The organism is Streptomyces sp. XH2 (assembly GCF_049725035.1).
In the GTDB taxonomy this organism is placed as follows: Bacteria; Actinomycetota; Actinomycetes; order Streptomycetales; family Streptomycetaceae; genus Streptomyces; species Streptomyces roseoverticillatus.
On record NZ_JBMMMZ010000002.1, the window covers coordinates 120,882 to 143,832 of the forward strand.

A 22,951-nucleotide genomic window follows, 5' to 3' on the forward strand; every position below is an offset into this window, starting at 1 on the left:
GGCCGGGCCGCGCGAGCGGCCCGGCCGGACACTCCGGCGTTTGCGCCCGCAGTCGTCAACGAACCCTGTCGGAGGACAAGCCCCATGCCCGAAGGGCATACGATCCACCGCCTGGCGGCCGACCACCGCGACATGTTCGCGGACCGCCCCGTCCGGGCGACCAGCCCCCAGGGCAAGTTCTCCGACGGCGCCGCGCTCATAGACGGCCGCGTCCTCGACACCACCGAGGCCCACGGCAAACACCTCTTCCTCGGCTTCGGCGACGACTGGGTCCACATCCACCTGGGTCTCTTCGGGAAGTACGCCCTCGGCAGAGGCCCCGTCCCGCCCCCCACCGAGACCGTCCGCCTGCGCCTGGCGAACCCCGAGTCGTACGCGGACCTCCGCGGCCCCACCACCTGCGCCCTGATCACCGGCGACGAGAAGCAGGCGATACACGACCGGCTCGGCCCGGACCCGCTGCGCCCCGGCGACGACCCCGGCAAGGCCTGGCAGCGCGTCTCCCGCAGCCGCACGACCGTCGCCGCCCTGCTCATGGACCAGAAGGTCGTCGCGGGCGTCGGCAACGTCTACCGCGCCGAGGTCCTCTTCCGGCACGGCATCGACCCGTACCGCACCGGCCGCGACCTCACCCGCTCCGAGTGGGACGGCATGTGGGCCGACCTGGCCGCCCTGATGCGCGAGGGCGTGCGCAACAACAGGATCGACACCGTGCGGCCCGAGCACACCCCGGAGGCCATGGGCCGCCCGCCGCGCGTGGACGACCACGGTGGCGAGGTGTACGTCTACCGCCGGGCCGCCCTGCCCTGCCACGTCTGCGGGGCGGAGATCCGCACCGCCGGCCTGGCTGCGCGCAACCTCTTCTGGTGCCCGGGCTGCCAGCAGCGCTGACAGCCCGTCACTCGCCCGGCAGGGGCCGGGGCGGGGATCAGAAGCCGTGCGGCAGCCACGGCGCCACGTCGCTGCCGAACGCCGTCGCCGCCTCCTCCAGCGCGCCCTCGCGCAGCTCCCGCACCCGGCCCGCCCCCGCGAGCGCGGCCAGGGACACCCCGCCCAGGTAGGCCGAGCCCAGCTCCCGCACGGACAGGGCCAGATCGGCCGCGTCCTCGGTGCGCTCGCAGGACGCGCCCTTCCGGTCGCCCGTCAGCCGCCACCGCCCCGCGTTCCAGGGGCAGAAGTCGTCGGCGACCTCCAGCACCACGTCCACCGCGCCGCGGTACGTCCGCGCGGCGAGCGCCGCCCCCACGTCGACCAGCCGGACGTGCAGCGAGTCCTTCACCCGCGCCTCGCACCGCCGGACGTCGCCGACCAGGTGCAGCAGCGGGTCGTCCACGGGCCGGTTGTGGGCGGTGACGCACGCCGTCAGGTCGATCTCCGTCAGATAGCGCCACAGGGCGGCGTACGCGGCCGGGGTCAGCGCCTCCGCGTCGCGCAGCAGCACCGTGCCGTTCGCGCCCGCGGCGGCCCAGTCCGGCCGCACGGCGTACCGCGCGTACCCCACCGTGCGCCCGTCCTCCTCGGCGAGCACGCACTGCAGCGGCGACGCCCCCTCACGGGTGTCCGCCGGGTCCAGCAACGGCAGGCCCTCCCAGCCCGGCTGCCGTGCGAGCATGCCCGGCCGGGCGGCTACCCGGCGTGCGTAGACCGCCTCGCAGGCGTCGCGTGCTTCACCGGGCTTCGACAAGCGCAGCCGCACCCCGTCCGTGCCCGCCGGGACGGACAGCCGCACGCGGGCCGTATCGATACGGACGCTCATCGAGTGTGTCGCGATGCCGTAGCCGAACCGCCCGTAGATGTCCGGCTCGGAGGCCGTCAGGACGGCCAGCGGCTCACCCCAGGCCCGTACGTCGTCCAGCTGCCGCCGCATCATCCGCCGCAACAGGCCCCGCCTGCGGTGCGTCGGCCGCACGGACACCATCGTCACCCCCGCGGCGGGAACCTGCTCCCCGCCCGGGACCGTGATCCGGAACGCGAACGCCCCGGTCGTACCCACCGCCTCCGCGCCGTCCCAGACCCCGATCGACCGGTCGAAGCCGGTCAGTTCCCGCCACAGTGCGACTTCCTCGGGGGGCTCGGGGACACCGCCGAACGCCAGCTCCAGGTTGGCGTACCACGTGTCGAACTCCGCATCGCGCAGGACCCGCAACTCCGTCGTCATGCCCCCATCCCTAGCAGCGATCCCGCCCCGCACGCGAAGGAATTTCACATAAGGGGCCGACCCTGCCGCACGGGACGTACCGTGCGCGGCCGTGTCGGCGCGGCGTGAGTCGACGCACCGCCGAATGGGTGGATAAGGTCACGATGCAATGACTGGCGGTGCGGAGACCCCGACGGCACGGATGCGCAAAGCATGGCACCGGGCCCGCACAAGCGTGCGCAAAGCCGGGGTGGACTACTTCCGCGGCGACGGCTCCGACTGGATCGCCCTGGCGGCCCTCCTCCTCACCGTCCCCGCGCTCGCCCTCACCACCATCGCGCTGCCCGCCTGGTGCGTGCCCACCGCCCTCGTGCTGCCCATCGTCGCCGGCGGGCTGCTGCTGCGCCCCGCGAGCCTGCTCGCCCTCTACGCCGCCTCCGCCGTGGCCCTGATCGCCGAGGCCGGCGTGCTGAACGCCGAGGCCTCCGGGGACGGCGTCCGCGTCACGCCCGGCACGATCCTCGTCGTCGCGGCCGTCGGCTTCCTCGGGCTGCTCATCGCCCAGTTCCGCAGCCGCGTCGGCGTGCCCTGGCGGCGCGGCGGCACCATGCTCTTCGACCTGCGCGAACGCATCCGCGTCCAGAGCAAGCTGCCGAAGCTGCCGCGCGGCTGGCACCGCGAGATGGCGCTCCGCCCGGCCGGCGGCCAGTCCTTCTCGGGCGACTTCGTCGTCGCGGCCCGCACGAACGGCGGCCGCACCCTGGAGGTCGTCCTCACGGACGTCTCCGGCAAGGGCATGGACGCCGCCTCGCGCGCCCTGCTGCTCTCCGGCGCCTTCGGCGGCCTCCTCGGCTCCCTGCCGCCCCACGACTTCCTGCCCGCCGCCAACGGCTACCTCCTCCGCCAGGACTGGGACGAGGGATTCGCCACCTCCGTGCACCTCGTCCTCGACCTCGACAGCGGCGACTACGAGATGTTCTCCGCGGGCCACCTCCCCGGCCTCCAGCTCTGCGCGGGCACCGGCCGCTGGGAGGAGAAGGCGGCGGAAGGCCCGCTCCTCGGCGTCTACGACGGCGCCCAGTTCGACCCCATAAAGGGCACCCTGCGGCCCGGCGACGTCCTGATGCTCTTCACCGACGGCCTCGTCGAGACCGCCGAGCGCGACCTCACCGAGGGCATGGACCGCCTCACCGGCGAGGCCGACCGCTACGTCTCCGCCGGCTTCCAGGGCGCCGCCTGGCACCTCATCGAGGCCGTCGCGAAGGACGTCAACGACGACCGCGCCCTGCTGCTGATCTGCCGGCATTGAACCCGGCACTGAACCCGGTACCGGCCCCCGGCACCGCACCACGGAGGACGCCCATGACCGCTCTCGACCTCGCCGCCGTAGAAGCCCTGGCGCGCCGCGCCCACGCCGCCCAGACGGACAAGGCGGGCCGCCCGTACACCGAGCACCTGGCGGCCGTCGCCGAGGGCGTGCGGCAGCGCGGCGGCAGCGACGAGCAGATAGCCGCGGCCTGGCTGCACGACGCCGTCGAGGACGGCGCGGTGAGCGAGGAGTGGCTGGCGTCCTCGGAGCTGCCCCCCGCGGTCAAGGACATGATCCTCGCGGTGACCAAGCGCCCGGGCGAGCCCCCGGAGGAGTACGCGGCCCGCATCCTGGCCACGCCCGGCGCCCTCCTGGTCAAGGAGTCCGACCTGGCCCACAACTCGGACCCGGAGCGGGCGAAGGAACTGGACGAGGCCACGCGGGTACGCCTGGCGGCGAAGTACGCGAAGATGCGGCGGCTGCTGGGCCTGCACCACTGATCTCCGCCGCGACGGCGCGCAACCACAACGGTGGAGACCGGCGGTGCCGGACCGGCCTCAGGCCTTACGGAACGCCCACTCCATCCGCGGTTCCATCACGCACCGGAAAACCCGCCGTACAGGCGACGTGCACAGCGCCGTCATCACCACGATGGCGATCAGGGTGACCACGACCTCACCGACCGGCTGACGAATCCACGCAGCCGCGTCGTACCACTCCCACCAGCGCGACAGCTTGATCAGGAAGCCGTGCAGCAGGTACCCGTACAGCGTCCCCGCGCCCAGTGACGTGAACCACACGGCCCGGCGCGGGACCCAGGCGAGGAAGGCCGCCGTGAGCACGGCCGAGCAGAGGAAGAGGGTCAGGGTCATCACGGGCGCCGTCCAGACCGGCTCGTGCAGGTCCTGGACGGCGCTGTTCCGGTAGAACCAGCCGGTGTCGAGCGTGGGCGCCTGCCAGTACGCGACCGCCACCGCCGCCGCGAACACCGGCACCGCCGCGACCCGCACCCACCGCCGCCGGACCAGCTCGAAGTGCTCGCGCCGCAGGTGCAGGCCGATCACGAAGAACGGCAGGAACTGCAGCACCCGCTGCAGATCGAAGTCGCCGCCGATCTCGGGGGAGACGGCGGCCAGCACGGCGACGACGAAGGCGACGGGGACCGGCCGGCGGATGAGCTTCCAGACCGGCGTGGTGAGCCGCCAGACGAAGAGCGCGGCGAGGAACCAGTTCAGGTACCACGGGTTGAGCAGCGAGACCGGCTCCGGCGCCGCGTCGGGCTCCGCCCAGTGCTGGAAGTACGTATAGGCGACTTCGAAGACCAGGTACGGCACGACCACGCCCGTGAGCAGCCGCTTGAGCTTGGCCGGACTCATATCGAAACCGCGGGAGAAATAGCCGGATATCAGGATGAAGGCCGGCATGTGGAAGGTGTACACGGTCATGTAGAGCGCCATCGCGGCACGGCTGGAGTGCGAGAGCGGCTCCCACGCGTGCCCCAGCGCCACCAGGACGATCGCGAGGTACTTCGCGTTGTCGAAGAAGGGATCGCGCTGTGCCGGGGCGGCGGCGGACGCGGGTCCGGCCTGCTCCGAGGGGGTCACCGCGCGGGCGGGGGGTGTGACGGCGGGGGACATCCGACGCACCCTAGCGGCGTCTCGCCGCGGCCGCCACGCCGCCCGCCAAGTCCCCCGATATCCACTGACCACGGCTTTGCGGACAGTTTCTGGACGAAGTGCCGATGAAATGTCACGGGCCCACAGAAACAGGCAAGTTGGTGGCACGATGGTTGACGGGCGAGGGCTGCGGGGAGCATGTCTCCCGGGCCGACCAGTGGGTGGACCGGTGTATCCGACCGAGGGTGTGATCAGTTGTGGCCATTTCGCTGTCAGTGGTGCTGCTCTTGGCGATCGTGCTGGTGGTGCTCTTCCGCTCCGGCAGCATCAAGGGCGGCCCGGCCATCGTGGCCATGCTCTTCGGCTTCTTCCTCGCCTCGACGGGCCTGGCGCCGTCCATTCAGAGGTTCCTGAACTCGATCGTCGAGACGATAAGCGGCATCAAGATCTGAGACGCCGGTCAGCGGTCGGTCAGCAGGTGGCCGCCGGCGGGTGGTGGCCGCCGTATGACAAACGCCCCCGGCAGGGCCGGAGGCGTCGGTGGAGCGGGCGACGGGAATCGAACCCGCGTAGCCAGTTTGGAAGACTGGGGCTCTACCATTGAGCTACGCCCGCACGCGCCGCGAGCCCGGAAGGGCCGTACGGCACGGTGTGCATCGTAGCGGGTCCGGGCGGTGCGCCGCACGTCACCCCTTCGGCCCCGGTCCCCGCGCGTCTCCGCGCCGGTCCCGCGCCGCCCCGCGCTCCCGGGCGCCGCCGCGAATGCGGCCACCGTCCCCTCCGCGGGCATGTACCCTACGTCTCGCACTTACGGGGTGTGGCGCAGCTTGGTAGCGCGTCCGCTTTGGGAGCGGAAGGTCGTCGGTTCGAATCCGGCCACCCCGACCACACGAACGGCCGCGGCCACCGGGAACCACGCGGCCACGGGCAAGATCACATTGTGGGCGTCATCCTGCTTGCGGTTACTATGCAAGCTGCGTGCCCGTGTGTCTGCACTACCGAGTCTGCCTACCGGGCGCGATCCGCTGAACCTCAGCAGAATCACCAGAAGTCAGCCCCAAGGAGACCGAACCGTGAAGAGCGCCGTGGAGACCCTGAACCCGACTCGGGTTCGGCTCACTGTCGAGGTGCCCTTCGAGGAGCTCAAGGCCAGCCTCGACGCGGCGTACAAGAAGATCAACCAGCAGGTCACGGTGAAGGGCTTCCGTCAGGGCAAGATCCCGGCCCGTGTCATCGACCAGCGCTTCGGCCGCGGTGCGGTGCTGGAGGAGGCCGTCAACGACGCGCTTCCGAAGTTCTACACCGAGGCGATCAACGAGGCCGAGCTGAACCCGCTGGGTCAGCCCGAGGTCGACATCACGGAGCTGAAGGACGGCGAGCTGCTGTCCTTCACCGCCGAGGTGGACATCCGCCCGACGCTGGAGATCCCGGACTACTCCGGCATCGAGGTCACCGTCGACTCCGTCGAGGTCACCGACGAGGACGTCGAGAAGTCGCTCGAGCAGCTGCGCGACCGCTTCGCGACCACCTCCCCGGTCGAGCGCGCCGCCGCCGAGGGTGACATCGTCACCGTCGACCTGGAGGCCAAGGTCGACGGCGAGGTGCTGGAGGACGGCGTCGCCAAGGGCGTCGACTACACCATCGGCTCCGGCCAGCTGCTCGACGGCATCGACGAGGCCGTCACCGGCCTGGAGGCCGGCGGCACCGCCACCTTCACCTCCGAGCTCAAGGGCGGTTCCGCCGAGGGCAAGGAGGCCGAGGTCAAGGTCGACGTCACCGCCGTCAAGTCCCGCGAACTGCCGGAGCTCGACGACGACTTCGCCCAGCTGGCGAGCGAGTTCGACACCCTGGAGGAGCTGCGCGCCGACAGCCGCAAGCGCCTTGAGCGGATGAAGAAGTTCGACCAGGCCACGCAGGCCCAGGAGAAGGTCCTCGACGAGCTGATCAAGCTCGTCGAGGTCCCGATGCCGGAGAAGCTGCTCGAGGACGAGGTCAACACCCGCAAGCACAACCTCGAGCACCACCAGCTGGGCCAGATGGGCCTGGACCTGGCGAAGTACCTGGAGATCCAGGGCAAGTCCGCCGAGGAGTTCGACGCCGAGCTCAAGGAGCAGGCCGAGAAGGGCATCAAGACCCAGTTCATCCTCGACGAGATCGTCAACAAGGAGAAGGTCTCGGTCGGCCAGGACGAGCTCACGGAGCACCTGATGCGCCGTGCCCAGTCCTCCGGCATGAGCCCCGACCAGTTCGCCCAGGCGGTCGTCGAGGGCGGCCAGGTCCCGATGCTCGTCGGTGAGGTCGCCCGCGGCAAGGCGCTGGCCACCGTGGTCGAGGCCGCCACCGTCAAGGACGCGTCCGGCGAGGTCATCAGCCTGGACGACGAGGACGAGGAGACGGCCGAGGCCGCCACCGAGGTCGTCGAGGCCGCCGAGGGCACGACCGAGGCCTGATTGGCCCCGGTCTCCCGCGCAGGCGCCGCAGGGCGCCCGTGAGGCAGCTACGGAACGGGTCCGGACGTGTTCGCACGTCCGGGCCCGTCCGTGTCCCCGGGGCCGGCTGCCCGCCCTGCCGCCCGGGCCTGCGCGACCTGCGGATCCCGCGCCGGGCCCGTACCGGTGTCACGGCGAACCTGCGCTCAGAGCGAACAGTTCCTGATGCGGGATGGCGGCCGCCGAACAGCGCGTTAGGGTCCGTAGATACGAGGGCAGGGGACCACGTGGCGACCGCCGGCAGCAGCCCGGCCGCGCCGGCCGGACCCCGGTCCCCGGAGAAGACGCGGAGACGGCCCGTTGCCGTCAGAGACGAGCAGGTGGATACGTGACGAATCTGATGCCTTCCGCCGCCGGTGAGATCGCCATCGGTGGTGGCCTCGGCGACCAGGTCTACAACCGGCTGCTCGGGGAGCGGATCATCTTCCTCGGCCAGCAGGTCGACGACGACATCGCCAACAAGATCACGGCGCAGATGCTCCTCCTGGCCGCCGACCCGGACAAGGACATCTACCTCTACATCAACAGCCCCGGCGGCTCGGTGACGGCCGGCATGGCGGTCTACGACACCATGCAGTACATCCCGAACGACGTGGTCACCATCGGCATGGGCCTCGCGGCCTCGATGGGCCAGTTCCTGCTGACCGGCGGCACCCCGGGCAAGCGCTTCGCGCTGCCCAACACCGACATCCTCATGCACCAGGGGTCCGCGGGCCTCGGCGGCACCGCCTCGGACATCAAGATCCAGGCCGAGCAGCTGCTGCGCACCAAGAAGCGCATGGCCGAGATCACCGCGCTCCACACCGGCCAGACCGTGGACACGATCATCCGTGACGGTGACCGCGACCGCTGGTTCACCGCGCAGGAGGCCAAGGAGTACGGGATCATCGACGAGATCATCACCCACGCTTCCGGCGTTCCGGGCGGCGGCGGCACCGGGGCCTGAGCCCCGGCGCAGTACGTACCGCCAGACAGCCCGCATCCGGGCCGGGGAGGCTGCCTCCCGGCCCACCGACCGCCACCAGGATGGTGAAAACCCGCATGAACATCTCGTCCCCGAGCGGCCTGTACACCGGCCCGCAGGTTGACTCCCGCTACGTCGTCCCGCGCTTCGTCGAGCGCACCTCGCAGGGCGTCCGCGAGTACGACCCGTACGCGAAGCTCTTCGAAGAGCGCGTGATCTTCCTGGGCGTGCAGATCGACGACGCCTCCGCCAACGACGTCATGGCGCAGCTGCTGTGCCTGGAGTCGATGGACCCGGACCGCGACATCTCGATCTACATCAACAGCCCCGGCGGCTCGTTCACGGCCCTCACGGCCATCTACGACACGATGCAGTTCGTGAAGCCGGACATCCAGACGGTCTGCATGGGCCAGGCCGCCTCCGCCGCCGCGATCCTGCTCGCGGCCGGCACCCCGGGCAAGCGCATGGCGCTGCCCAACGCCCGCGTGCTGATCCACCAGCCCTCCAGCCAGACGGGCCGCGAGCAGCTCTCCGACCTGGAGATCGCCGCGAAGGAGATCATGCGGATGCGCACCCAGCTGGAGGAGATGCTGGCCAAGCACTCCACCCAGCCGATCGAGAAGATCCGGGACGACATCGAGCGCGACAAGATCCTCACTGCCGAGGACGCGCTCGCCTACGGCCTGGTCGACCAGATCGTTTCTACCCGCAAGAGTTCCGTAAACGTTTGATCGCCGTGCCGCTGGTATCCCCCTTGCACTGACCGAGTAAGGGCAAGGGGGGCCCGCTCGGGGGGCCCGGCAAGGTACCGTCGATAGGCAAGCACCCGGGTTCGCAGTGCAAGGCGGATCCCAGGCGAAGGGGAAGCACCTCGTGGCACGCATCGGTGACGGCGGCGATCTGCTCAAGTGCTCGTTCTGCGGCAAGAGCCAGAAGCAGGTGAAGAAGCTCATCGCGGGTCCTGGTGTGTACATCTGCGACGAGTGCATCGACCTCTGCAACGAGATCATCGAGGAAGAGCTCGCGGAGACGAGCGAGGTCCGCTGGGAAGAGCTTCCCAAGCCCCGCGAAATCTACGAGTTCCTCGAGGGCTATGTCGTCGGCCAGGAAGCCGCGAAAAAGGCCCTCTCCGTCGCCGTCTACAACCATTACAAGCGGGTGCAGGCCGGTGAGACCGGCGCTCACAACCGCGACGACGGCATCGAGCTCGCCAAGTCCAACATCCTCCTGCTGGGCCCCACGGGCTCCGGCAAGACGCTGCTGGCCCAGACCCTGGCCCGCATGCTGAACGTCCCCTTCGCCATCGCCGACGCCACCGCCCTGACGGAGGCCGGCTACGTCGGCGAGGACGTCGAGAACATCCTGCTGAAGCTGATCCAGGCCGCCGACTACGACGTCAAGAAGGCCGAGACCGGCATCATCTACATCGACGAGATCGACAAGGTCGCCCGTAAGAGCGAAAATCCGTCGATCACTCGGGACGTGTCGGGCGAGGGCGTCCAGCAGGCCCTGCTGAAGATCCTGGAAGGCACCACCGCGTCCGTTCCGCCGCAGGGCGGCCGCAAGCACCCGCACCAGGAATTCATCCAGATCGACACGACGAACGTGCTCTTCATCGTCGGCGGCGCCTTCTCCGGCCTGGAGAAGATCATCGAGTCGCGGGCGGGCGCGAAGGGCATCGGCTTCGGCGCCACGATCCGCTCCAAGCGGGAAATCGAGGCCAGCGACCAGTTCCAGGAGGTCATGCCGGAGGACCTGGTCAAGTTCGGCATGATCCCGGAGTTCATCGGCCGCCTGCCGGTGATTACGTCCGTGCACAACCTCGACCGCGAGGCGCTGCTCCAGATTCTGGTGGAGCCGCGCAATGCCCTGGTGAAGCAGTACCAGCGCTTGTTCGAACTCGACGGCGTCGAGCTCGAATTCGACCGCCCGGCCCTGGAGGCCATCGCCGACCAGGCGATCCTGCGCGGCACGGGCGCGCGCGGCCTGCGCGCCATCATGGAAGAAGTCCTCATGTCCGTGATGTACGAGGTCCCGTCGCGGAAGGACGTCGCCCGGGTCGTCATCACGGCGGACGTCGTCCACTCGAACGTGAACCCCACGCTGGTGCCGCGGGAGCCGCGGATCGTGGGGAAGGACGAGCGGCACGAGAAGAGCGCGTAGCGCGCTGCGCTTGTTGCTTGTGGGGCGCCCGGCATTGTGCCGGGTGCCCCCTTTTTTGCTGCCCGCGTGTTTGCGGAACGGGTGATCGATCCGCGTATCGAACGGGTGGTCGGCTGTGGATTGCTGAACGGGGTGGGTGCTGCGTTCCTACGGTCGGACCATGGTCACATCGCAACACGAGGCATCACACCGGATCTTCCAGGAGCGCCCGGAGTTACTTGCTCCGGTGTTCCGGATCCTGGGCGTTCCCCTGCCGGAGGAGGTGTCCGTCGAAGTCCTTTCGCCGGACGCCACAGAGATCAGACCACTGGAGCGGCGCGTGGACAGCGTGCTGCGCATCCAGCCGTGTGACAGCAGAGAGAGCTTTCTCCTGGCCATCGAGGCACAAGGGCGCCGCGACAGCGGCAAGGCGGTCAGCTGGGCGTACTACCTCGCGTTTCTGAAGGCCAAGTTCGGGCACCCGGCACTGCTGCTGGTGGTCTGCCAGGACAAGGCGACCGCGGAATGGGCAGCAGGCCCCTTCAAGCTCGGGCCCGAGGGCTGGAAAGCGCTGTCCGTGCACCCGCTGGTCCTGGGGCCCGGAAACGTTCCGCCGATCATCGACGAGGAGGAAGCCGCCCAAAATCTGGCCCTGGCGACCTTCTCGGCCATGACGCATGGGCGGGACCAGGATGCTCCGGCCATACTGGACGCGCTGGCGCGTGCCCTGGGGACGGTAGACGAAGAGTCCGTCGCGTACTACTCGGAACTGCTGGAAATCGGCCTGGGAGAGACCCCGGCAAGGGAGACCTGGAGGAACCTGATGACCATCCGCACGTACTTCCCCGGCCGGGGCACGCTCATCGAGGAGACGCTTCTGAAGGGTGAGGCCAAGGGGCGGGCAGCTGCGTCGGCAATGGTGCTGCGCGTACTGGATCACCGGGAAATCCTCGTGCCGGAGGCGGCCCGCGAGCGCATCACAAGCTGCACTGACCTGGAGGTCCTGGAGCGCTGGATGGACCGTGCTCTCACCGCATCCACGATCGACGAGCTCTTCGTCGAGGAGGGCTGAGCGGTAGCGTGGAAGAGGGCGTCCGGACGAGTGCCGGGCGCCCTTTCGCATGCGCGCGTGCGTAGGGTGTGGCCATGGCTGGAGAACGTGATCTGAGCAAGCTGCTGAGCGGAATGCGGCCGGAGCTGAACGCCGGGCGGTACGTGTACGCGACGGTGGTGGGGGAGGCGCCCGAGGGTGTCTCCCCCGTGGTGACGGTGCGGGAGCCGGAAGGGCTGACCCTGGTCGTACGCCAGGAGGAGGCCGACGCGGCCGGGCTGTCGTACGACTACGTGGCCGGCTGGATCACGCTGCGGATCCACTCGGCGCTGGAGGCGGTAGGGCTGACGGCCGCTGTCTCTCAGGCCCTGGCCCAGGCCGACCTCAGCTGCAACGTCGTGGCGGGGTTCCACCACGACCACCTCTTCGTCCCGTACGAGCGGGCGGAGGAGGCGGTGGGGGTCCTGGAGCGGCTGGCGAGCGCGGCCGAGTGGGATCGGTCCGGCGGCTGAGGAGCGTCGGCGCGTCCCGCTGCGGCATTCCAGGGGAGTGCTGTCTCCGCAGGTCAGGCGGGATGTAGGCGTTTCGGCGTCCCGGATGGCGCGGTGAGGCCTTGTGGGTGGCGAAGATCCGCGGAGAGGCTGGCGGCACGCCCCGGGCAATCCCGTTCCGGGAGGCGTCCGACACCCCTTGGAGACACCCGTATGCGTACCGCCCGCATCACCACCACCGGCCTCGCCCTCGCGGCCGCGCTCGTCGCCGGCGCAGCAGCCTCGTCCGCTCAGGCGCAGGCCGCGGAGCCGGCGCCCGTTCCGGCCTGCTCCCTCACCAACACCACGACCACGGTGCAGAACGTGTCCCGCCCGATCAACCACCAGCTGCTGACGGTCACCAACACCGGCAGCGAGCGGTGCTTCGCCTACGGGCACCCGCACTTGGCCTTCGACGCTGCGCAGCACGTGGTGTCGGTCGTGGACGAGTCGATACCGCAGGCCGTGGTCACCCTGGAGCCGGGCCAGTCCGCGTACGCCGGCATCAACCTTTCGGCTGCTGACGGCTCCGGCACGGACGGGCGCACCGTGAGCGTCCTGCGCGTGAGCTTCGACGAGGGTGACGGCACGGAGAGCCGGGCGCGCACGGTGAAGCTCCCCGAGGGCACGTGGGTCGACAGCAAGGCGGCGGTGACGTACTGGCAGAGCGACGTCGAGGCCGCCCTGATGTGGTGAAGAGGTTGCGTTGTGCTGAGCTTCTCCGGTGCTTGGGAGGGGCGAAGCGAGTACGGTAGGAGCTGCCGATGTCCATCCGGTCGGGTACCCCGGGCAGCCGTGTCATCCAGATGCGGTCACCGGACACGGTGGAACCCACCATCGGGGGCACGATGGCGGGCTCCTGCGAAGGACCAAACGCTGTGATCCCTCGCTAGTGGCTTTAGCGAGGGCTTACAGCTTGTACCTCACCTCCAGCCACCACCGGAGCAGAGCCACCAGCACGGCGCCCACGAGGGGTGCCGACCAGCGGTAGATCCGATAGAGCTGGGCCCGCAGGCGAGACCGGTCCTTCTTTTTGCGATGGCGCACGTTCCGCGCCTTTCTCCCAGGGTGGGTACCGCCCACCGGTCAGACCCTCCAGGCGGAGGGCTGACCATGGGCGCGGCCACTCCCGGTGCGACCGGGGTGGCCGCGCCCCAACCAGCCCCCCGAGCGGGTGACTGACCGTTGCGGGCGCCCCGGAAAGACCGGCGCGTCAACGCGTCATCAAGCGGCGAGCATAGCGGCTGGACGGCGGGCCGGGGCGGGAAGTGGCGAAGCGCCAACTGTGCGTGATACGCGGCGCTTTCGTGTGCGGCCTGGGGTCGGGGCCGGGGTGGTCCAGGCCCTACGGGGCTGCATGATTTACGGACTCTGCCGCACGTAGGGCGAACCCAGAGCGTCTCCGCAAATCACGCTTTACGCCCCTTGCCGGGCCAGGACCACCCCGGCCCCTCCCGTGCGATCTACGGCTGCCGCTCGGCGACGAACGAGCCCAGGCCGGGCTCCGTGTAGATCAGCCCCTCCTCGCGGAGGCCGCGGTGGACCTTGTGGGCCGTCATGGCTGCGATGCCGAACTCTTCGGTGAGTTGGTTGATGGACGGGACGCGCGAGCGGGGCGGGTACGTGCCGTCCTTGATGCGCTGCCGGATCACTTCGGCGACTTGGCGCCAGCGTGGGATGTCAGGAGCGAATTCGACCACACAGGGACGCTACGTGTTCCAAGTGTTCGCTGCAATGTCCAGATTCCTTCGGTTCCTTAGTTATCTACGGGCTCTATAGATCTCTGCGCTACGCTCTCCGCGTCGTGGAAGACCCCGGCGACCGCTGGCACGGTCCCGGGGCATGGCCAACGCCTACGAGGAGCGTCGACATGCGCAACCTTATCCACCGCTGGTTCCGTCGGGTACGGCGGATTTCCGCCCCCGAAGCGCCGCCCGTGCCCGAGCCTCGCGCGGCAGAACCCGAACCCCGTACCTCGCAGGGCCCCACCTGCGGCGTCTACGTATGGGCCACCGCCCACGGCATCAACCTTGAGTCCCGCTCCCCACTGGGCATCTGCACCTGCTCGGAACGGGCGCACCAACCACTCCCCGCCATCGGCTCGTTCGTCGTGGACAAGCGGGACGGCAGCGTCGGGCAAGTCATGCGCAATGGTGGGTCGCAGCTCTTGCTGCGTGCGCCCTCCGGCGGGGGTGACTGGGAAGTGGACCCCGACACGATCCGGCCCGCCACCGAGGCCGAGCTGCTCAGCGCGAAGGTTCAGGCAGCCAACGCCGCCAGTAGGTGGGGGAAGTAGCCCGGACGTGACGGTAGCGGCCGCCCCTGCGGCCGCTACCCGTCGTTGCTTACTTGTCCTTGCGGACCTCGTTGCGGACCTTGGCGGTTACCTCGGCCATCTCCTTGCCGGCCATCACGTTGCCGGTGGAGGTGCTGCCTCCGTAGGGGCTGTTGCTCTTTGCGACCGCGTGCTTGACGGCGCCGATGGCGCTCGAATCGCCCCAGATGCACTCGGTGGCTTCGTTTGAGCTCGAAATGGTGCCCATGGTGACCGTGGTCTTCTTGGTTGCGCACTTCATGACCGCGCCGTCGAAGTCACTCGGGGAGAACTCTGTCCAGGGCGCGACCGTCTCGATCTTGATGCCCTGCATGGTCTCGGCGTTCTTCTTCTGGTTCTCTTCCGACTTCGCGATCATCGCGTCGACCGTCTTTGCCGGGTCGGAGAGCTCGCCGTACACGCCGATCACCGAGAGGTTCTGCTTCTCGGCGTTGGCGTAGGCACCCGAGACGCTGGTGCCGTTGGAGATCCCCAGCTCCTTGACCTTCGCGTTGTCCGTCAGGTCCTGAGTGCTCGTCTGCTTGGACCCCGGCGAGCTGACACTGCTCTTCGTGTACTTCCCGTCCAGCAGAGTGTCCGGCAGGACGATCGTGTACGGCTTGACGTCACCGCCGCCGCCCATGAAGTACACCGCACCCGCGATGAGCGCGCCCACGACCGCCACCGCGCCGATCGTGATGCCGATCGCCTTGCCCTTGCCGCCGCCCTGTGGCGGGACCGGCGGGGGGTACTGGCCGCCCGGGTAGCCCGGCTGGGGCTGCTGGGGGACGCCCCAGGGCTGCTGGGGCGCCTGGGGGGCGGCGCCGTACGGGGTGCCCGGGGGCGGCGGGGGCGGCGGCGGGTAACCGTAACCGGGCTGGCCGGCCGGGGCGCCCTGGCCGTACGGGCCCGGCTGCTGGGGCGGTTGGCCGTAGGGGCCCGGCTGGTTGTAGCTCATCGCGTCTCTCTTCGATCCGTGGGGGGACTCGTGTGACAGTCCCGCTATCCTTCCGGATCTCTTAGATGACTCTTGCCGCCGGGCGGCAACGGTTTCGGAACAGTTGTCACACAGTGGCGGCCACTTCGGGCGAATCGCCTACTTCGGCTTGCGGACCTCCTGGCGGATCCTGGCCGTGATCTCGGCCAGCTCCTCCGCGGATATCCCCTTGGCGTCGCCCTCGCCGCCGAAGGGCATGCTGGTCACCGAGGCGATGGTGCCCTTGTCCGCCCACAGGCACTGGCTGAGGGTCATCGAGGTGTTCTTGTCGCCGAAGGAGAAGGACGTCGTGTCGGCCTTGCACTTCAGGGCGATTCCGTCGAACCCGCGGGGACGGTAGTCCTTGTACGTGCCGCGTTCGGTCTTGCCGCCGAGGGGAGGCTTGCCGTTCCCGGCGCCGGCCTTCTCCTGCCCGGCCGCCATCCGGTCGAGCGTCTTCTCCGGGTCGGGGATCCTGCCGTACATGCCGACGACCTCCAGAGACCCGCGCTTGTCGCTCTGGTAGCCGGCGGCGTCGCCGTCGGCGTCCTCGATCCCGAAAGACTTCATCTGCGCGCGGTCCTTGGCGCTGATGTCCTCGGACTTCGCGGAGTCGGCGTCGTCCTTGTCCTTCTTGTACTCGCCGCCCAGCAGCGTCTCCGGCAGCTCGATCCTGTACGCCGCCGTGTCGTTGTCACTGCTGCCCACGAAGTACACCGCGCCCGCGATGAGCGCGCCCACGACCGCCACCGCGCCGATCGTGATGCCGATCGCCTTGCCCTTCCCGCCCCGCCGGTCCGGGATCGGCGGCGGCCATGGCGCGGGCCCGCCGCACCCCGGCTGCCCGTACGCCGCCGGCGGCGTCGGCGGTACCGGCTGCTGCTGGTTGTCGGTCATGGGACGTCCCCCCGCTTCTCTTTGTCGATAGAAGTCGGGGAACATCCTTTCTTGTCGCTTATCCGGCCCTTACTGCGGGGTCCGCGCCGCCCGCCGCAGCTGACCCGCCGCCTCCGCCGCCTCCGGGACGGCCGTCCGTTCGCCCAGCGCCGCGCCCACCACGCCCACCGTGCTGTGGTCCGCCCAGACGCAGTACGGGAGGGTCAGGGACACCCCGGGGCCGCCTTCGGCCGGGGTGAAGCTCACCGGCTGGCACTTCATGACGGCGCCGTCCACGCTCACCCGCTCCGGGCTGCCCACGACCTCCTCCCGCGCGCCGCTCCGCACCGGCTCCCGTCGGGCGTCCTCCGCCATCGCCTCGAACATGCCGTCCACGGCCCGCTCGGGATCCCTCACCTCGCCCCAGACGCCGCTGAACATCAGCTTTCCGCGGGGCGAGGAGTAGCCGGCCGTGATGCTGCCCGCGTCCCGTACCCCGAGGCTCCGCAGCCGCTCCAGGTGGTCCGTCCGGAACGTGCGGCCGACCGGCGAGTCCATCCGGAAGCCGGCCACGCGGTCCGGTGCCGTCAGCCGGTACCGCGCTCCGCCGGCCGCCTTGCTGCCGCCGCCCGTGAGGATCAGGAATCCGCCCAGAAGAGTGCACATCAGGACGAGCGAACCGATCACCACGCCGGCCACGACCCTGCCCCGGCCGGCGCCCCGCCGGTCCGGGACCGGCGGTGGCCACACGGCTGCGCCGTAGCCGTTCGGGCCGCCCGGCTGTGCGTAGGACCGGGCCGTGACCGGGAGCGGCTCGTACAGGGCGGCCTGCTGCTTGCTCATCGTTCTCTCGCCGCTTCTCTCGTTGCGTGGGCGTCATCCTCGCCGATCCCGCGGCAATCGATTCGAAACCCCCGCGTACGCCCCCTTAGAATTCACCCCGTGACCGACAACACTCAGCGCCCCGACAGCGGGCACGCCGACCGCACCCCCGACCTGCCGACCCAGTACGCGCCGGCCGACGTAGAGGGGCCGCTGTACGAGCGCTGGGTAGAGCGGGGCTACTTCGAGGCAGACGCCAAGAGCGAGAAGGAGCCCTACACGATCGTCATTCCGCCGCCGAACGTCACCGGTTCCCTCCACCTGGGCCACGCCTTCGAGCACACGCTGATCGACTCCCTCACGCGCCGCAAGCGCATGCAGGGCTACGAGGTCCTGTGGCAGCCGGGCATGGACCACGCGGGCATCGCCACGCAGAACGTGGTCGAGCGCGAGCTGGCCAAGGAGGGCAAGTCGCGCCACGACCTCGGCCGCGAGGCGTTCGTCGAGCGCGTCTGGCAGTGGAAGGGCGAGTCCGGTGGCCAGATCTCCGGGCAGATGCGCCGTCTGGGTGATGGTGTGGCCTGGAGCCGTGAGCGCTTCACCATGGACGAGGGTCTCTCCAAGGCCGTCCAGACGATCTTCAAGAAGCTCTACGACGACGAGCTGATCTACCGCGCCGAGCGCATCATCAACTGGTGCCCCCGCTGCCTCACGGCCATCTCCGACATCGAGGTGGAGTACCAGGACGACGAGGGCGAGCTCGTCTCCATCCGCTACGGCTCCGGGGACTCGGAGATCGTCGTCGCCACGACCCGCGCCGAGACGATGCTCGGCGACACCGCCGTGGCCGTCCACCCCGAGGACGAGCGCTACAAGCACCTCGTCGGCACCGAGATCGAGCTGCCGCTGACCGGCCGCCGCATCCCCGTCGTCGCCGACGAGCACGTCGACCCCGAGTTCGGCACGGGCGCCGTCAAGGTCACCCCGGCCCACGACCCGAACGACTTCGAGATCGGGCGACGCCACGACCTGCCGTCGATCACCGTTCTCGACGAGCACGGCGTGATCACCGCCCACGGCCCCTTCCTCGGCCTGGACCGCTTCGAGGCCCGCTCCGCGATCGTCGGCGCCCTGCGCGCCGAGGGCCGCATCGTCGCCGAGAAGCGCCCGTACACCCACTCCGTGGGCCACTGCTCGCGCTGCAAGACGACGCTGGAGCCGCGCCAGTCCATGCAGTGGTGGGTCAAGACCGCCCCGCTGGCCAAGGCCGCGGCCGACGCCGTCCGCGACGGCAAGGTCAAGATCCACCCGCAGGAGATGGAGAAGCGCTACTTCGACTGGGTCGACAACCTCCACGACTGGTGCATCTCGCGCCAGCTGTGGTGGGGTCACCGCATCCCGGTCTGGTACGGCCCCGACGGCGAGATGGTCTGCGTCGGCCCGGACGAGCAGCCGCCGGCCGGCGAGGGCTGGCACCAGGAGACCGACGTCCTCGACACCTGGTTCTCCTCCGGCCTGTGGCCCTTCTCCACCCTCGGCTGGCCCGAGAAGACCGAGAGCGTCGAGAAGTTCTACCCGAACTCCGTCCTCGTCACCGGCTACGACATCCTCTTCTTCTGGGTCGTCCGGATGATGATGTTCGGCCTGTACGCGATGGACGGCACTCCGCCGTTCCACACCATCGCCCTGCACGGCATGGTCCGCGACCAGTTCGGCAAGAAGATGTCGAAGTCCTTCGGCAACGCGGTCAACCCGCTCGACTGGATGGACAAGTACGGCTCCGACGCCGTCCGCTTCACCCTCGCCCGCGGCGCCAACCCCGGCGTCGACGTGCCGATCGGCGAGGACTGGGTCCAGGGCTCGCGCAACTTCGCGAACAAGATCTGGAACGCCACGCGCTTCGCGATGATGAACGGCGCCACGGTGGAGGGCGACCTGCCGCCCGCCGAGCAGCTGTCGGCCACCGACCGCTGGATCCTCTCGCGCCTCAACGCCGTCGTCGCCGAGGTGGACGCGCTCTACGACGACTACCAGTTCGCGAAGCTCTCCGACGCGCTGTTCCACTTCGCGTGGGACGAGGTCTTCGACTGGTACGTGGAGCTGTCCAAGACCACGTTCCAGAAGGGCGGCCCCGAGGCCGAGGCCTCGCGCCGCGTCCTGGGCGAGGTCCTCGACGTCACCCTCAAGCTCCTGCACCCGGTCGTGCCCTTCGTCACCGAGACGCTGTGGACCACGCTCACGGGTCGTGAGTCCGTCGTCATCGCCGACTGGCCGAAGGACAGTGGCTTCCGCGACGCCGCCGCCGAGCAGGAGATCGCCACGCTCCAGCAGGTCGTCACCGAGGTCCGCCGCTTCCGCTCCGACCAGGGCCTGCAGCCGGGCCAGAAGGTCCCGGCCCGCCTCGACCTGACCGGCACGGCGCTGGCCGCCCACGAGGACGCGATGCGTTCGCTGCTGCGCCTGCAGCCGGCCGGCGAGGGCTTCGCCGCGACCGCCTCGCTGCCGGTCGCGGGCGCGACCGTCGCCCTCGACCTGTCCGGCACGATCGACGTCGAGGCCGAGCGCAAGCGCCTCACCAAGGCGCTCGCCGCGGCCGAGAAGGACAAGGCCCAGTCCACGGCCAAGCTCGGCAACGAGGCGTTCCTGGCCAAGGCGGCGGAGGCTGCCGTGGAGAAGATCCGCAAGCGGCTGGAGACGGCCGACGCGGACATCGAGCGGATCAGTGCGCAGCTGGCGGCTCTGCCGCAGGGCTGAGCCGGTGCCCTTCGGGCTCTGAAACGGCCCCCGTGCTCATGAGCACGGGGGCCGTTTTGTGTGTGTCAGCTGTGGGCCGGTGGGGGCTTGTCGCGCAGTTCCCCGCGCCCCTTACGGGGCGCCCCCACGCGGCGGAGCCGCAGATCGACCCCGCCCCGCGCCCCTTGCGGGGCGCTGCACTGCGCTGCCGGAGCGCGAAGCGCTTAACGCGCCGCCCACGGCCTCGACCGGTTCGGGTCCCACATCGGGCCCCACGGGCCCTCCACCAGACCCTCGTCCTCCTCCGCAAGAGGGCGGCGGCGCCGCTTCCGGCGGTGCTGCGGCCAGCACAGCACGTACGCCGTCGACACCGCCACGAACCCGAGCCGGATCAGGCCCTTGGCCGACTCGTCCGGTACGGCGAACACGCTGCCGTACAGCACGATCAGTGCGATCCAGCTCCACCACGGCACGAGGCGCCGCTGCCCGCACACGTCCCACAGGAGCGTGCCGAGCAGCACCGAGGCCGTGTAGTACGTGTAGACGCTCGGGTCGAGGAGGATGCGGGCGTTCGCGCCCAGCAGGACGACCCCGGCCCAGCGGCCCCGCCACACCGCGACCGCACCCAGGGTGAGGCCGAGGGCGGCCTGGGCGGGGCGGGCCCAGTCGGGGGTCACGGGGGTGTTGCCGCCCAGCCAGCGCAGGGCGGAGGCCGGGCTGTTGGGGATGGTGAACTTCGCCGCGGCGAAGGAGTCCGGGGCCGCGACGAAGAACGGCAGCCAGGCGATGGCCAGCAGTGCCGCGCACCACAGGACCGCCTTCATCCAGCGGTCGCGGGGCAGGGCGAGGATCAGCGGCACGAAGGCCAGGGCCGTCGGCTTGGAGTCCATGGCCAGGGCCAGGCAGGCGCCGACGGCCGCCGGGTTGCAGCGGGTCAGGAACCAGACCGCCAGCGCCGTGAAGAACAGCGCCAGGACGTCGTCCAGGTGCCCGAACCGCACCGACACCTCGATCCACATCGGGATGAACGCCAGCCCCGCGATCAGCACGCGGCGCCGCAGCCGATCGTGGTTGGTGCCCGTGCCGAGGAAGTGGGTGGCGGCGCTGCGCCCCGCGAGCACCATGATGACCAGGCCCAGCACGGACATGAACGCCGCCGCCAGGAACTGGCCGGTGTGCTCGGAGAACGGGTTGAACAGGCCCGCCACCAGGAAGCTGATGGGGCCCATCTGCAGCTCGGGGTGGTGGGCGTAGAGGTTGAGCCCGCCGGTGCCGTCGCCCGACGCGCCCTGGTAGATCAGCTCGCCGCCGGTGCGCAGGTAGTGCCAGGAGAAGCCGCCGTTGGGTTCCACGACGGCGAACCACAGCACGGTCCACGCCGTGAGCAGCAGCAAGTGCATCCGTGTGCTGATTTCCGGTACCCGCACCCGTACAACGCTCCCGTTCCGCTGCCCGGACCTGCGCCGGACATGTGTCACCGGGGGTCAGATGGCGGAACGGGAGCATTGGTTGCCCCGAGGGCCACAAGTGTGACCCGGTTCATGGTTTGTTTGATGCGGCGTCAGCTCTCGATCGCGACCGGCCCCGAGGTGACCACCTCGGCGTTGCGCCGCGTCTTCGCCCAGCCGTTGCGGCCGCGCAGCATCCGCACGAAGCCGCGCGCCGACGCCGGGAAGAGGTGGTACGCGTACAGCCACAGCGCGAGGCCCCACAGCAGGGCGGACAGCAGCGAGTGGTCGGACGCGCGGTCCCGGCGGTAGACCGGGCCCCACAGCACGAACGGCAGCACGGAGACCACGGCCAGGCCCAGCACCAGCGGCCACAGCGCGAGCATGCCGCCGAACGCGGCGCCGAAGCCGTCCTCGGCCGCGGTCAGGCCCAGCAGGGCGAACATGACCGCGCACAGCGCGAGGGTCACCAGGTGGGCGACCGGCTGGAGGAAGGTGTAGAGCGTCTCCAGGACGCCCTTGCCGCCGTAGTGGCGGGAGGAGACGATGCGCGGCGCGTAGCGGACGCACTGCAGGTTGCCCTGCGCCCAGCGGGTGCGCTGGGTGAGGAAGCGGCGGGCGTGCGGCAGGCCCTCCTGGGAGACCCAGGTGTCGGCTATGTGGGATATCCGGTCACCGCCCAGGATCATGTGCAGGCCCAGCTCGTAGTCCTCCAGGAGCGCGCCGCGCTGCCAGGGGCGGCGCTCGGCGGCGGCGATCCGGTCCAGCGCGGCGAGCCGGGTGAACTGGCCGTTGCCGCCGAGGCCCACGGAGCCGGTGCGGCCGCGCAGCAGCTGCATGCCGGCGTTGGAGACGGAGAACTCCATGTCCTGCATGCGGACGAGGAGACGGGCGAAGGCGTTGCGGAGGCGGCCGCGGTCCTCGCCGAGCGGGCGGGGGTCGCCGGCGTTGCGCATGCGCACGCTGACCTGCACGCCGCCGGTCTCCGGGTCGCCGAAGCCGGCGGGGCCGCTCACGCGCTCCAGCGCGTGCGGGTCGAGCTGGCCGTCGGCGTCGATGACGCACACGACGACGCGCTCGCGGTCGGCGTCCTTGGAGAGGAACTGGTTCAGCTCGTCGTACGCGGCGTTGAGCGCGGCGCCCTTGCCCTGGCGGGCATGGGGGCGGACCCGGCTGACGAGGTGCACGCGGCGGTCCGTCTCGGCGCGGGCGGCGACGATGGCGCCGGTGCGGTCGTCGCTGTCGTCGTCGATGACCCACACGTGGGCGCGGGGGTGGTCGGCGCGCAGGCGCTCGACGGTGGTGCCGACGACCGCCTCCTCGTCCCGGCACGGGACGAAGAAGTGCCAGTCGAAGGCGTCGGCGTCGCCGTTCTCCGCCTCGGGGCGGCGGAGGTAGGCGTGGCGGGCGCCGGCCCAGTAGAGGAGGAAGCAGGCGAGGAGGAAGAAGGGGAAGACGAGGAAGAGGGGGCTGGAGAACACGGGTTTTACTCCGGGGGGCTTCGGCGGGTACGGCACCGCCGGTCACGTGCGTGGGGGGTTGCT

At 70.2% G+C, this 22,951-nt stretch carries 22 protein-coding genes and 2 tRNA genes; 14 read left to right on the plus strand and 10 right to left on the minus strand.

Features of this window, described 5'->3' with window-relative positions:
- Nucleotides 1-84: 84 nt before the first annotated feature.
- On the plus strand, nucleotides 85-891 hold the full coding sequence (locus tag ACOTKD_RS04085; RefSeq protein ID WP_424887480.1) for an Fpg/Nei family DNA glycosylase: 807 nt from the start codon (nucleotides 85-87) through the stop codon (nucleotides 889-891).
- Between the two features lie 37 nt (nucleotides 892-928).
- Here ACOTKD_RS04085 and ACOTKD_RS04090 read toward each other — a convergent pair whose 3' ends face one another.
- A complete protein-coding gene (locus ACOTKD_RS04090; protein WP_424887481.1) occupies nucleotides 929-2,158 on the minus strand; it encodes a GNAT family N-acetyltransferase in 1,230 nt (409 codons plus the stop codon).
- Between the two features lie 148 nt (nucleotides 2,159-2,306).
- Between ACOTKD_RS04090 and ACOTKD_RS04095 the strand changes: the two genes are divergently transcribed.
- On the plus strand, nucleotides 2,307-3,446 hold the full coding sequence (locus tag ACOTKD_RS04095) for a PP2C family protein-serine/threonine phosphatase (RefSeq protein ID WP_424887482.1): 1,140 nt from the start codon (nucleotides 2,307-2,309) through the stop codon (nucleotides 3,444-3,446).
- A 53-nt stretch (nucleotides 3,447-3,499) separates the two neighbouring features.
- Nucleotides 3,500-3,946 carry an HD domain-containing protein gene (locus ACOTKD_RS04100; RefSeq protein ID WP_424887483.1) on the plus strand — a complete coding sequence of 149 codons (447 nt, stop codon included), beginning with the start codon at nucleotides 3,500-3,502 and terminating at the stop codon, nucleotides 3,944-3,946.
- Between the two features lie 57 nt (nucleotides 3,947-4,003).
- Here the strand turns inward: ACOTKD_RS04100 and ACOTKD_RS04105 are convergent, their stop codons facing one another.
- Nucleotides 4,004-5,083 carry an acyltransferase family protein gene (locus tag ACOTKD_RS04105; protein WP_424887484.1) on the minus strand — a complete coding sequence of 360 codons (1,080 nt, stop codon included), beginning with the start codon at nucleotides 5,081-5,083 and terminating at the stop codon, nucleotides 4,004-4,006.
- A 236-nt stretch (nucleotides 5,084-5,319) separates the two neighbouring features.
- Between ACOTKD_RS04105 and ACOTKD_RS04110 the strand changes: the two genes are divergently transcribed.
- The gene (locus ACOTKD_RS04110; RefSeq protein WP_106677252.1) at nucleotides 5,320-5,514 is read left to right on the plus strand and encodes a hypothetical protein; all 195 of its coding nucleotides are present in this window, start codon (nucleotides 5,320-5,322) and stop codon (nucleotides 5,512-5,514) included.
- An 89-nt stretch (nucleotides 5,515-5,603) separates the two neighbouring features.
- On the opposite strand, the gene ACOTKD_RS04115 is transcribed toward ACOTKD_RS04110, so the two are convergent.
- A tRNA-Gly gene (locus ACOTKD_RS04115) sits at nucleotides 5,604-5,677 on the minus strand.
- Nucleotides 5,678-5,873: 196 nt separating this feature from the next.
- Between ACOTKD_RS04115 and ACOTKD_RS04120 the strand changes: the two genes are divergently transcribed.
- The 8 genes from ACOTKD_RS04120 (at nucleotide 5,874) to ACOTKD_RS04155 (ending at nucleotide 12,934) form a co-directional block, all read left to right on the plus strand.
- Nucleotides 5,874-5,950 (plus strand) — tRNA-Pro (locus tag ACOTKD_RS04120).
- A 185-nt stretch (nucleotides 5,951-6,135) separates the two neighbouring features.
- Nucleotides 6,136-7,512 carry a trigger factor gene (tig, locus tag ACOTKD_RS04125; protein WP_424887485.1) on the plus strand — a complete coding sequence of 459 codons (1,377 nt, stop codon included), beginning with the start codon at nucleotides 6,136-6,138 and terminating at the stop codon, nucleotides 7,510-7,512.
- Nucleotides 7,513-7,891: 379 nt separating this feature from the next.
- The gene (locus ACOTKD_RS04130; protein WP_106677247.1) at nucleotides 7,892-8,497 is read left to right on the plus strand and encodes an ATP-dependent Clp protease proteolytic subunit; all 606 of its coding nucleotides are present in this window, start codon (nucleotides 7,892-7,894) and stop codon (nucleotides 8,495-8,497) included.
- An 80-nt stretch (nucleotides 8,498-8,577) separates the two neighbouring features.
- Nucleotides 8,578-9,246 carry an ATP-dependent Clp protease proteolytic subunit gene (locus tag ACOTKD_RS04135; protein WP_374206189.1) on the plus strand — a complete coding sequence of 223 codons (669 nt, stop codon included), beginning with the start codon at nucleotides 8,578-8,580 and terminating at the stop codon, nucleotides 9,244-9,246.
- A gap of 142 nt (nucleotides 9,247-9,388) precedes the next feature.
- The gene (gene clpX / locus ACOTKD_RS04140) at nucleotides 9,389-10,678 is read left to right on the plus strand and encodes an ATP-dependent Clp protease ATP-binding subunit ClpX (protein WP_030366476.1); all 1,290 of its coding nucleotides are present in this window, start codon (nucleotides 9,389-9,391) and stop codon (nucleotides 10,676-10,678) included.
- Between the two features lie 160 nt (nucleotides 10,679-10,838).
- Nucleotides 10,839-11,729 carry a hypothetical protein gene (locus tag ACOTKD_RS04145; protein WP_424887486.1) on the plus strand — a complete coding sequence of 297 codons (891 nt, stop codon included), beginning with the start codon at nucleotides 10,839-10,841 and terminating at the stop codon, nucleotides 11,727-11,729.
- A 74-nt stretch (nucleotides 11,730-11,803) separates the two neighbouring features.
- On the plus strand, nucleotides 11,804-12,220 hold the full coding sequence (locus ACOTKD_RS04150) for an ACT domain-containing protein (RefSeq protein WP_424887487.1): 417 nt from the start codon (nucleotides 11,804-11,806) through the stop codon (nucleotides 12,218-12,220).
- A gap of 192 nt (nucleotides 12,221-12,412) precedes the next feature.
- Nucleotides 12,413-12,934: a DUF4232 domain-containing protein gene (locus ACOTKD_RS04155; protein WP_424887488.1), complete on the plus strand. Its 522-nt coding sequence runs from the start codon at nucleotides 12,413-12,415 to the stop codon at nucleotides 12,932-12,934.
- 213 nt (nucleotides 12,935-13,147) lie between these two features.
- On the opposite strand, the gene ACOTKD_RS04160 is transcribed toward ACOTKD_RS04155, so the two are convergent.
- A complete protein-coding gene (locus ACOTKD_RS04160) occupies nucleotides 13,148-13,285 on the minus strand; it encodes a hypothetical protein (RefSeq protein ID WP_424887489.1) in 138 nt (45 codons plus the stop codon).
- Nucleotides 13,286-13,701: 416 nt separating this feature from the next.
- A complete protein-coding gene (locus tag ACOTKD_RS04165) occupies nucleotides 13,702-13,938 on the minus strand; it encodes a GntR family transcriptional regulator (RefSeq protein WP_424887490.1) in 237 nt (78 codons plus the stop codon).
- A 170-nt stretch (nucleotides 13,939-14,108) separates the two neighbouring features.
- Here ACOTKD_RS04165 and ACOTKD_RS04170 point away from each other — a divergent pair, with 170 nt between their 5' ends.
- Entirely contained in the window at nucleotides 14,109-14,534 is a 426-nt protein-coding gene (locus ACOTKD_RS04170; protein WP_424887491.1) for a hypothetical protein, read from the plus strand.
- Between the two features lie 49 nt (nucleotides 14,535-14,583).
- On the opposite strand, the gene ACOTKD_RS04175 is transcribed toward ACOTKD_RS04170, so the two are convergent.
- From ACOTKD_RS04175 to ACOTKD_RS04185, 3 genes are all read right to left on the minus strand, one after another.
- Complete coding sequence (locus ACOTKD_RS04175) at nucleotides 14,584-15,510, minus strand: hypothetical protein (RefSeq protein WP_424887492.1); 927 nt, start codon at nucleotides 15,508-15,510, stop codon at nucleotides 14,584-14,586.
- A 138-nt stretch (nucleotides 15,511-15,648) separates the two neighbouring features.
- Nucleotides 15,649-16,425: a hypothetical protein gene (locus ACOTKD_RS04180; protein WP_424887493.1), complete on the minus strand. Its 777-nt coding sequence runs from the start codon at nucleotides 16,423-16,425 to the stop codon at nucleotides 15,649-15,651.
- Nucleotides 16,426-16,494: 69 nt separating this feature from the next.
- Nucleotides 16,495-17,247 (minus strand): hypothetical protein, encoded by a 753-nt coding sequence (locus ACOTKD_RS04185; protein WP_424887494.1) that lies wholly within the window; start codon nucleotides 17,245-17,247, stop codon nucleotides 16,495-16,497.
- A 99-nt stretch (nucleotides 17,248-17,346) separates the two neighbouring features.
- Between ACOTKD_RS04185 and ACOTKD_RS04190 the strand changes: the two genes are divergently transcribed.
- Nucleotides 17,347-19,980: a valine--tRNA ligase gene (locus tag ACOTKD_RS04190; protein ID WP_424887495.1), complete on the plus strand. Its 2,634-nt coding sequence runs from the start codon at nucleotides 17,347-17,349 to the stop codon at nucleotides 19,978-19,980.
- Between the two features lie 203 nt (nucleotides 19,981-20,183).
- Here ACOTKD_RS04190 and ACOTKD_RS04195 read toward each other — a convergent pair whose 3' ends face one another.
- Nucleotides 20,184-21,359 (minus strand): hypothetical protein, encoded by a 1,176-nt coding sequence (locus tag ACOTKD_RS04195; RefSeq protein ID WP_424887496.1) that lies wholly within the window; start codon nucleotides 21,357-21,359, stop codon nucleotides 20,184-20,186.
- Between the two features lie 161 nt (nucleotides 21,360-21,520).
- Nucleotides 21,521-22,888, minus strand: coding sequence for a glycosyltransferase (locus ACOTKD_RS04200; RefSeq protein ID WP_424887497.1), 1,368 nt, complete (start codon nucleotides 22,886-22,888; stop codon nucleotides 21,521-21,523).
- Nucleotides 22,889-22,951 lie beyond the last annotated feature (63 nt).

Coding starts and splice junctions, on each gene's coding strand:
- ACOTKD_RS04085 (WP_424887480.1), top strand. CDS start 85: ATGCCCGAAGGGCATACGATCCACCGCCTGGCGGCCGACCACCGCGAC.
- ACOTKD_RS04090 (WP_424887481.1), bottom strand. CDS start 2,158: ATGACGACGGAGTTGCGGGTCCTGCGCGATGCGGAGTTCGACACGTGG.
- ACOTKD_RS04095 (WP_424887482.1), top strand. CDS start 2,307: ATGACTGGCGGTGCGGAGACCCCGACGGCACGGATGCGCAAAGCATGG.
- ACOTKD_RS04100 (WP_424887483.1), top strand. CDS start 3,500: ATGACCGCTCTCGACCTCGCCGCCGTAGAAGCCCTGGCGCGCCGCGCC.
- ACOTKD_RS04105 (WP_424887484.1), bottom strand. CDS start 5,083: ATGTCCCCCGCCGTCACACCCCCCGCCCGCGCGGTGACCCCCTCGGAG.
- ACOTKD_RS04130 (WP_106677247.1), top strand. CDS start 7,892: ATGCCTTCCGCCGCCGGTGAGATCGCCATCGGTGGTGGCCTCGGCGAC.
- ACOTKD_RS04135 (WP_374206189.1), top strand. CDS start 8,578: ATGGTGAAAACCCGCATGAACATCTCGTCCCCGAGCGGCCTGTACACC.
- ACOTKD_RS04145 (WP_424887486.1), top strand. CDS start 10,839: ATGGTCACATCGCAACACGAGGCATCACACCGGATCTTCCAGGAGCGC.
- ACOTKD_RS04150 (WP_424887487.1), top strand. CDS start 11,804: ATGGCTGGAGAACGTGATCTGAGCAAGCTGCTGAGCGGAATGCGGCCG.
- ACOTKD_RS04155 (WP_424887488.1), top strand. CDS start 12,413: ATGCGTACCGCCCGCATCACCACCACCGGCCTCGCCCTCGCGGCCGCG.
- ACOTKD_RS04170 (WP_424887491.1), top strand. CDS start 14,109: ATGCGCAACCTTATCCACCGCTGGTTCCGTCGGGTACGGCGGATTTCC.
- ACOTKD_RS04175 (WP_424887492.1), bottom strand. CDS start 15,510: ATGAGCTACAACCAGCCGGGCCCCTACGGCCAACCGCCCCAGCAGCCG.
- ACOTKD_RS04180 (WP_424887493.1), bottom strand. CDS start 16,425: ATGACCGACAACCAGCAGCAGCCGGTACCGCCGACGCCGCCGGCGGCG.
- ACOTKD_RS04185 (WP_424887494.1), bottom strand. CDS start 17,247: ATGAGCAAGCAGCAGGCCGCCCTGTACGAGCCGCTCCCGGTCACGGCC.
- ACOTKD_RS04195 (WP_424887496.1), bottom strand. CDS start 21,359: ATGCACTTGCTGCTGCTCACGGCGTGGACCGTGCTGTGGTTCGCCGTC.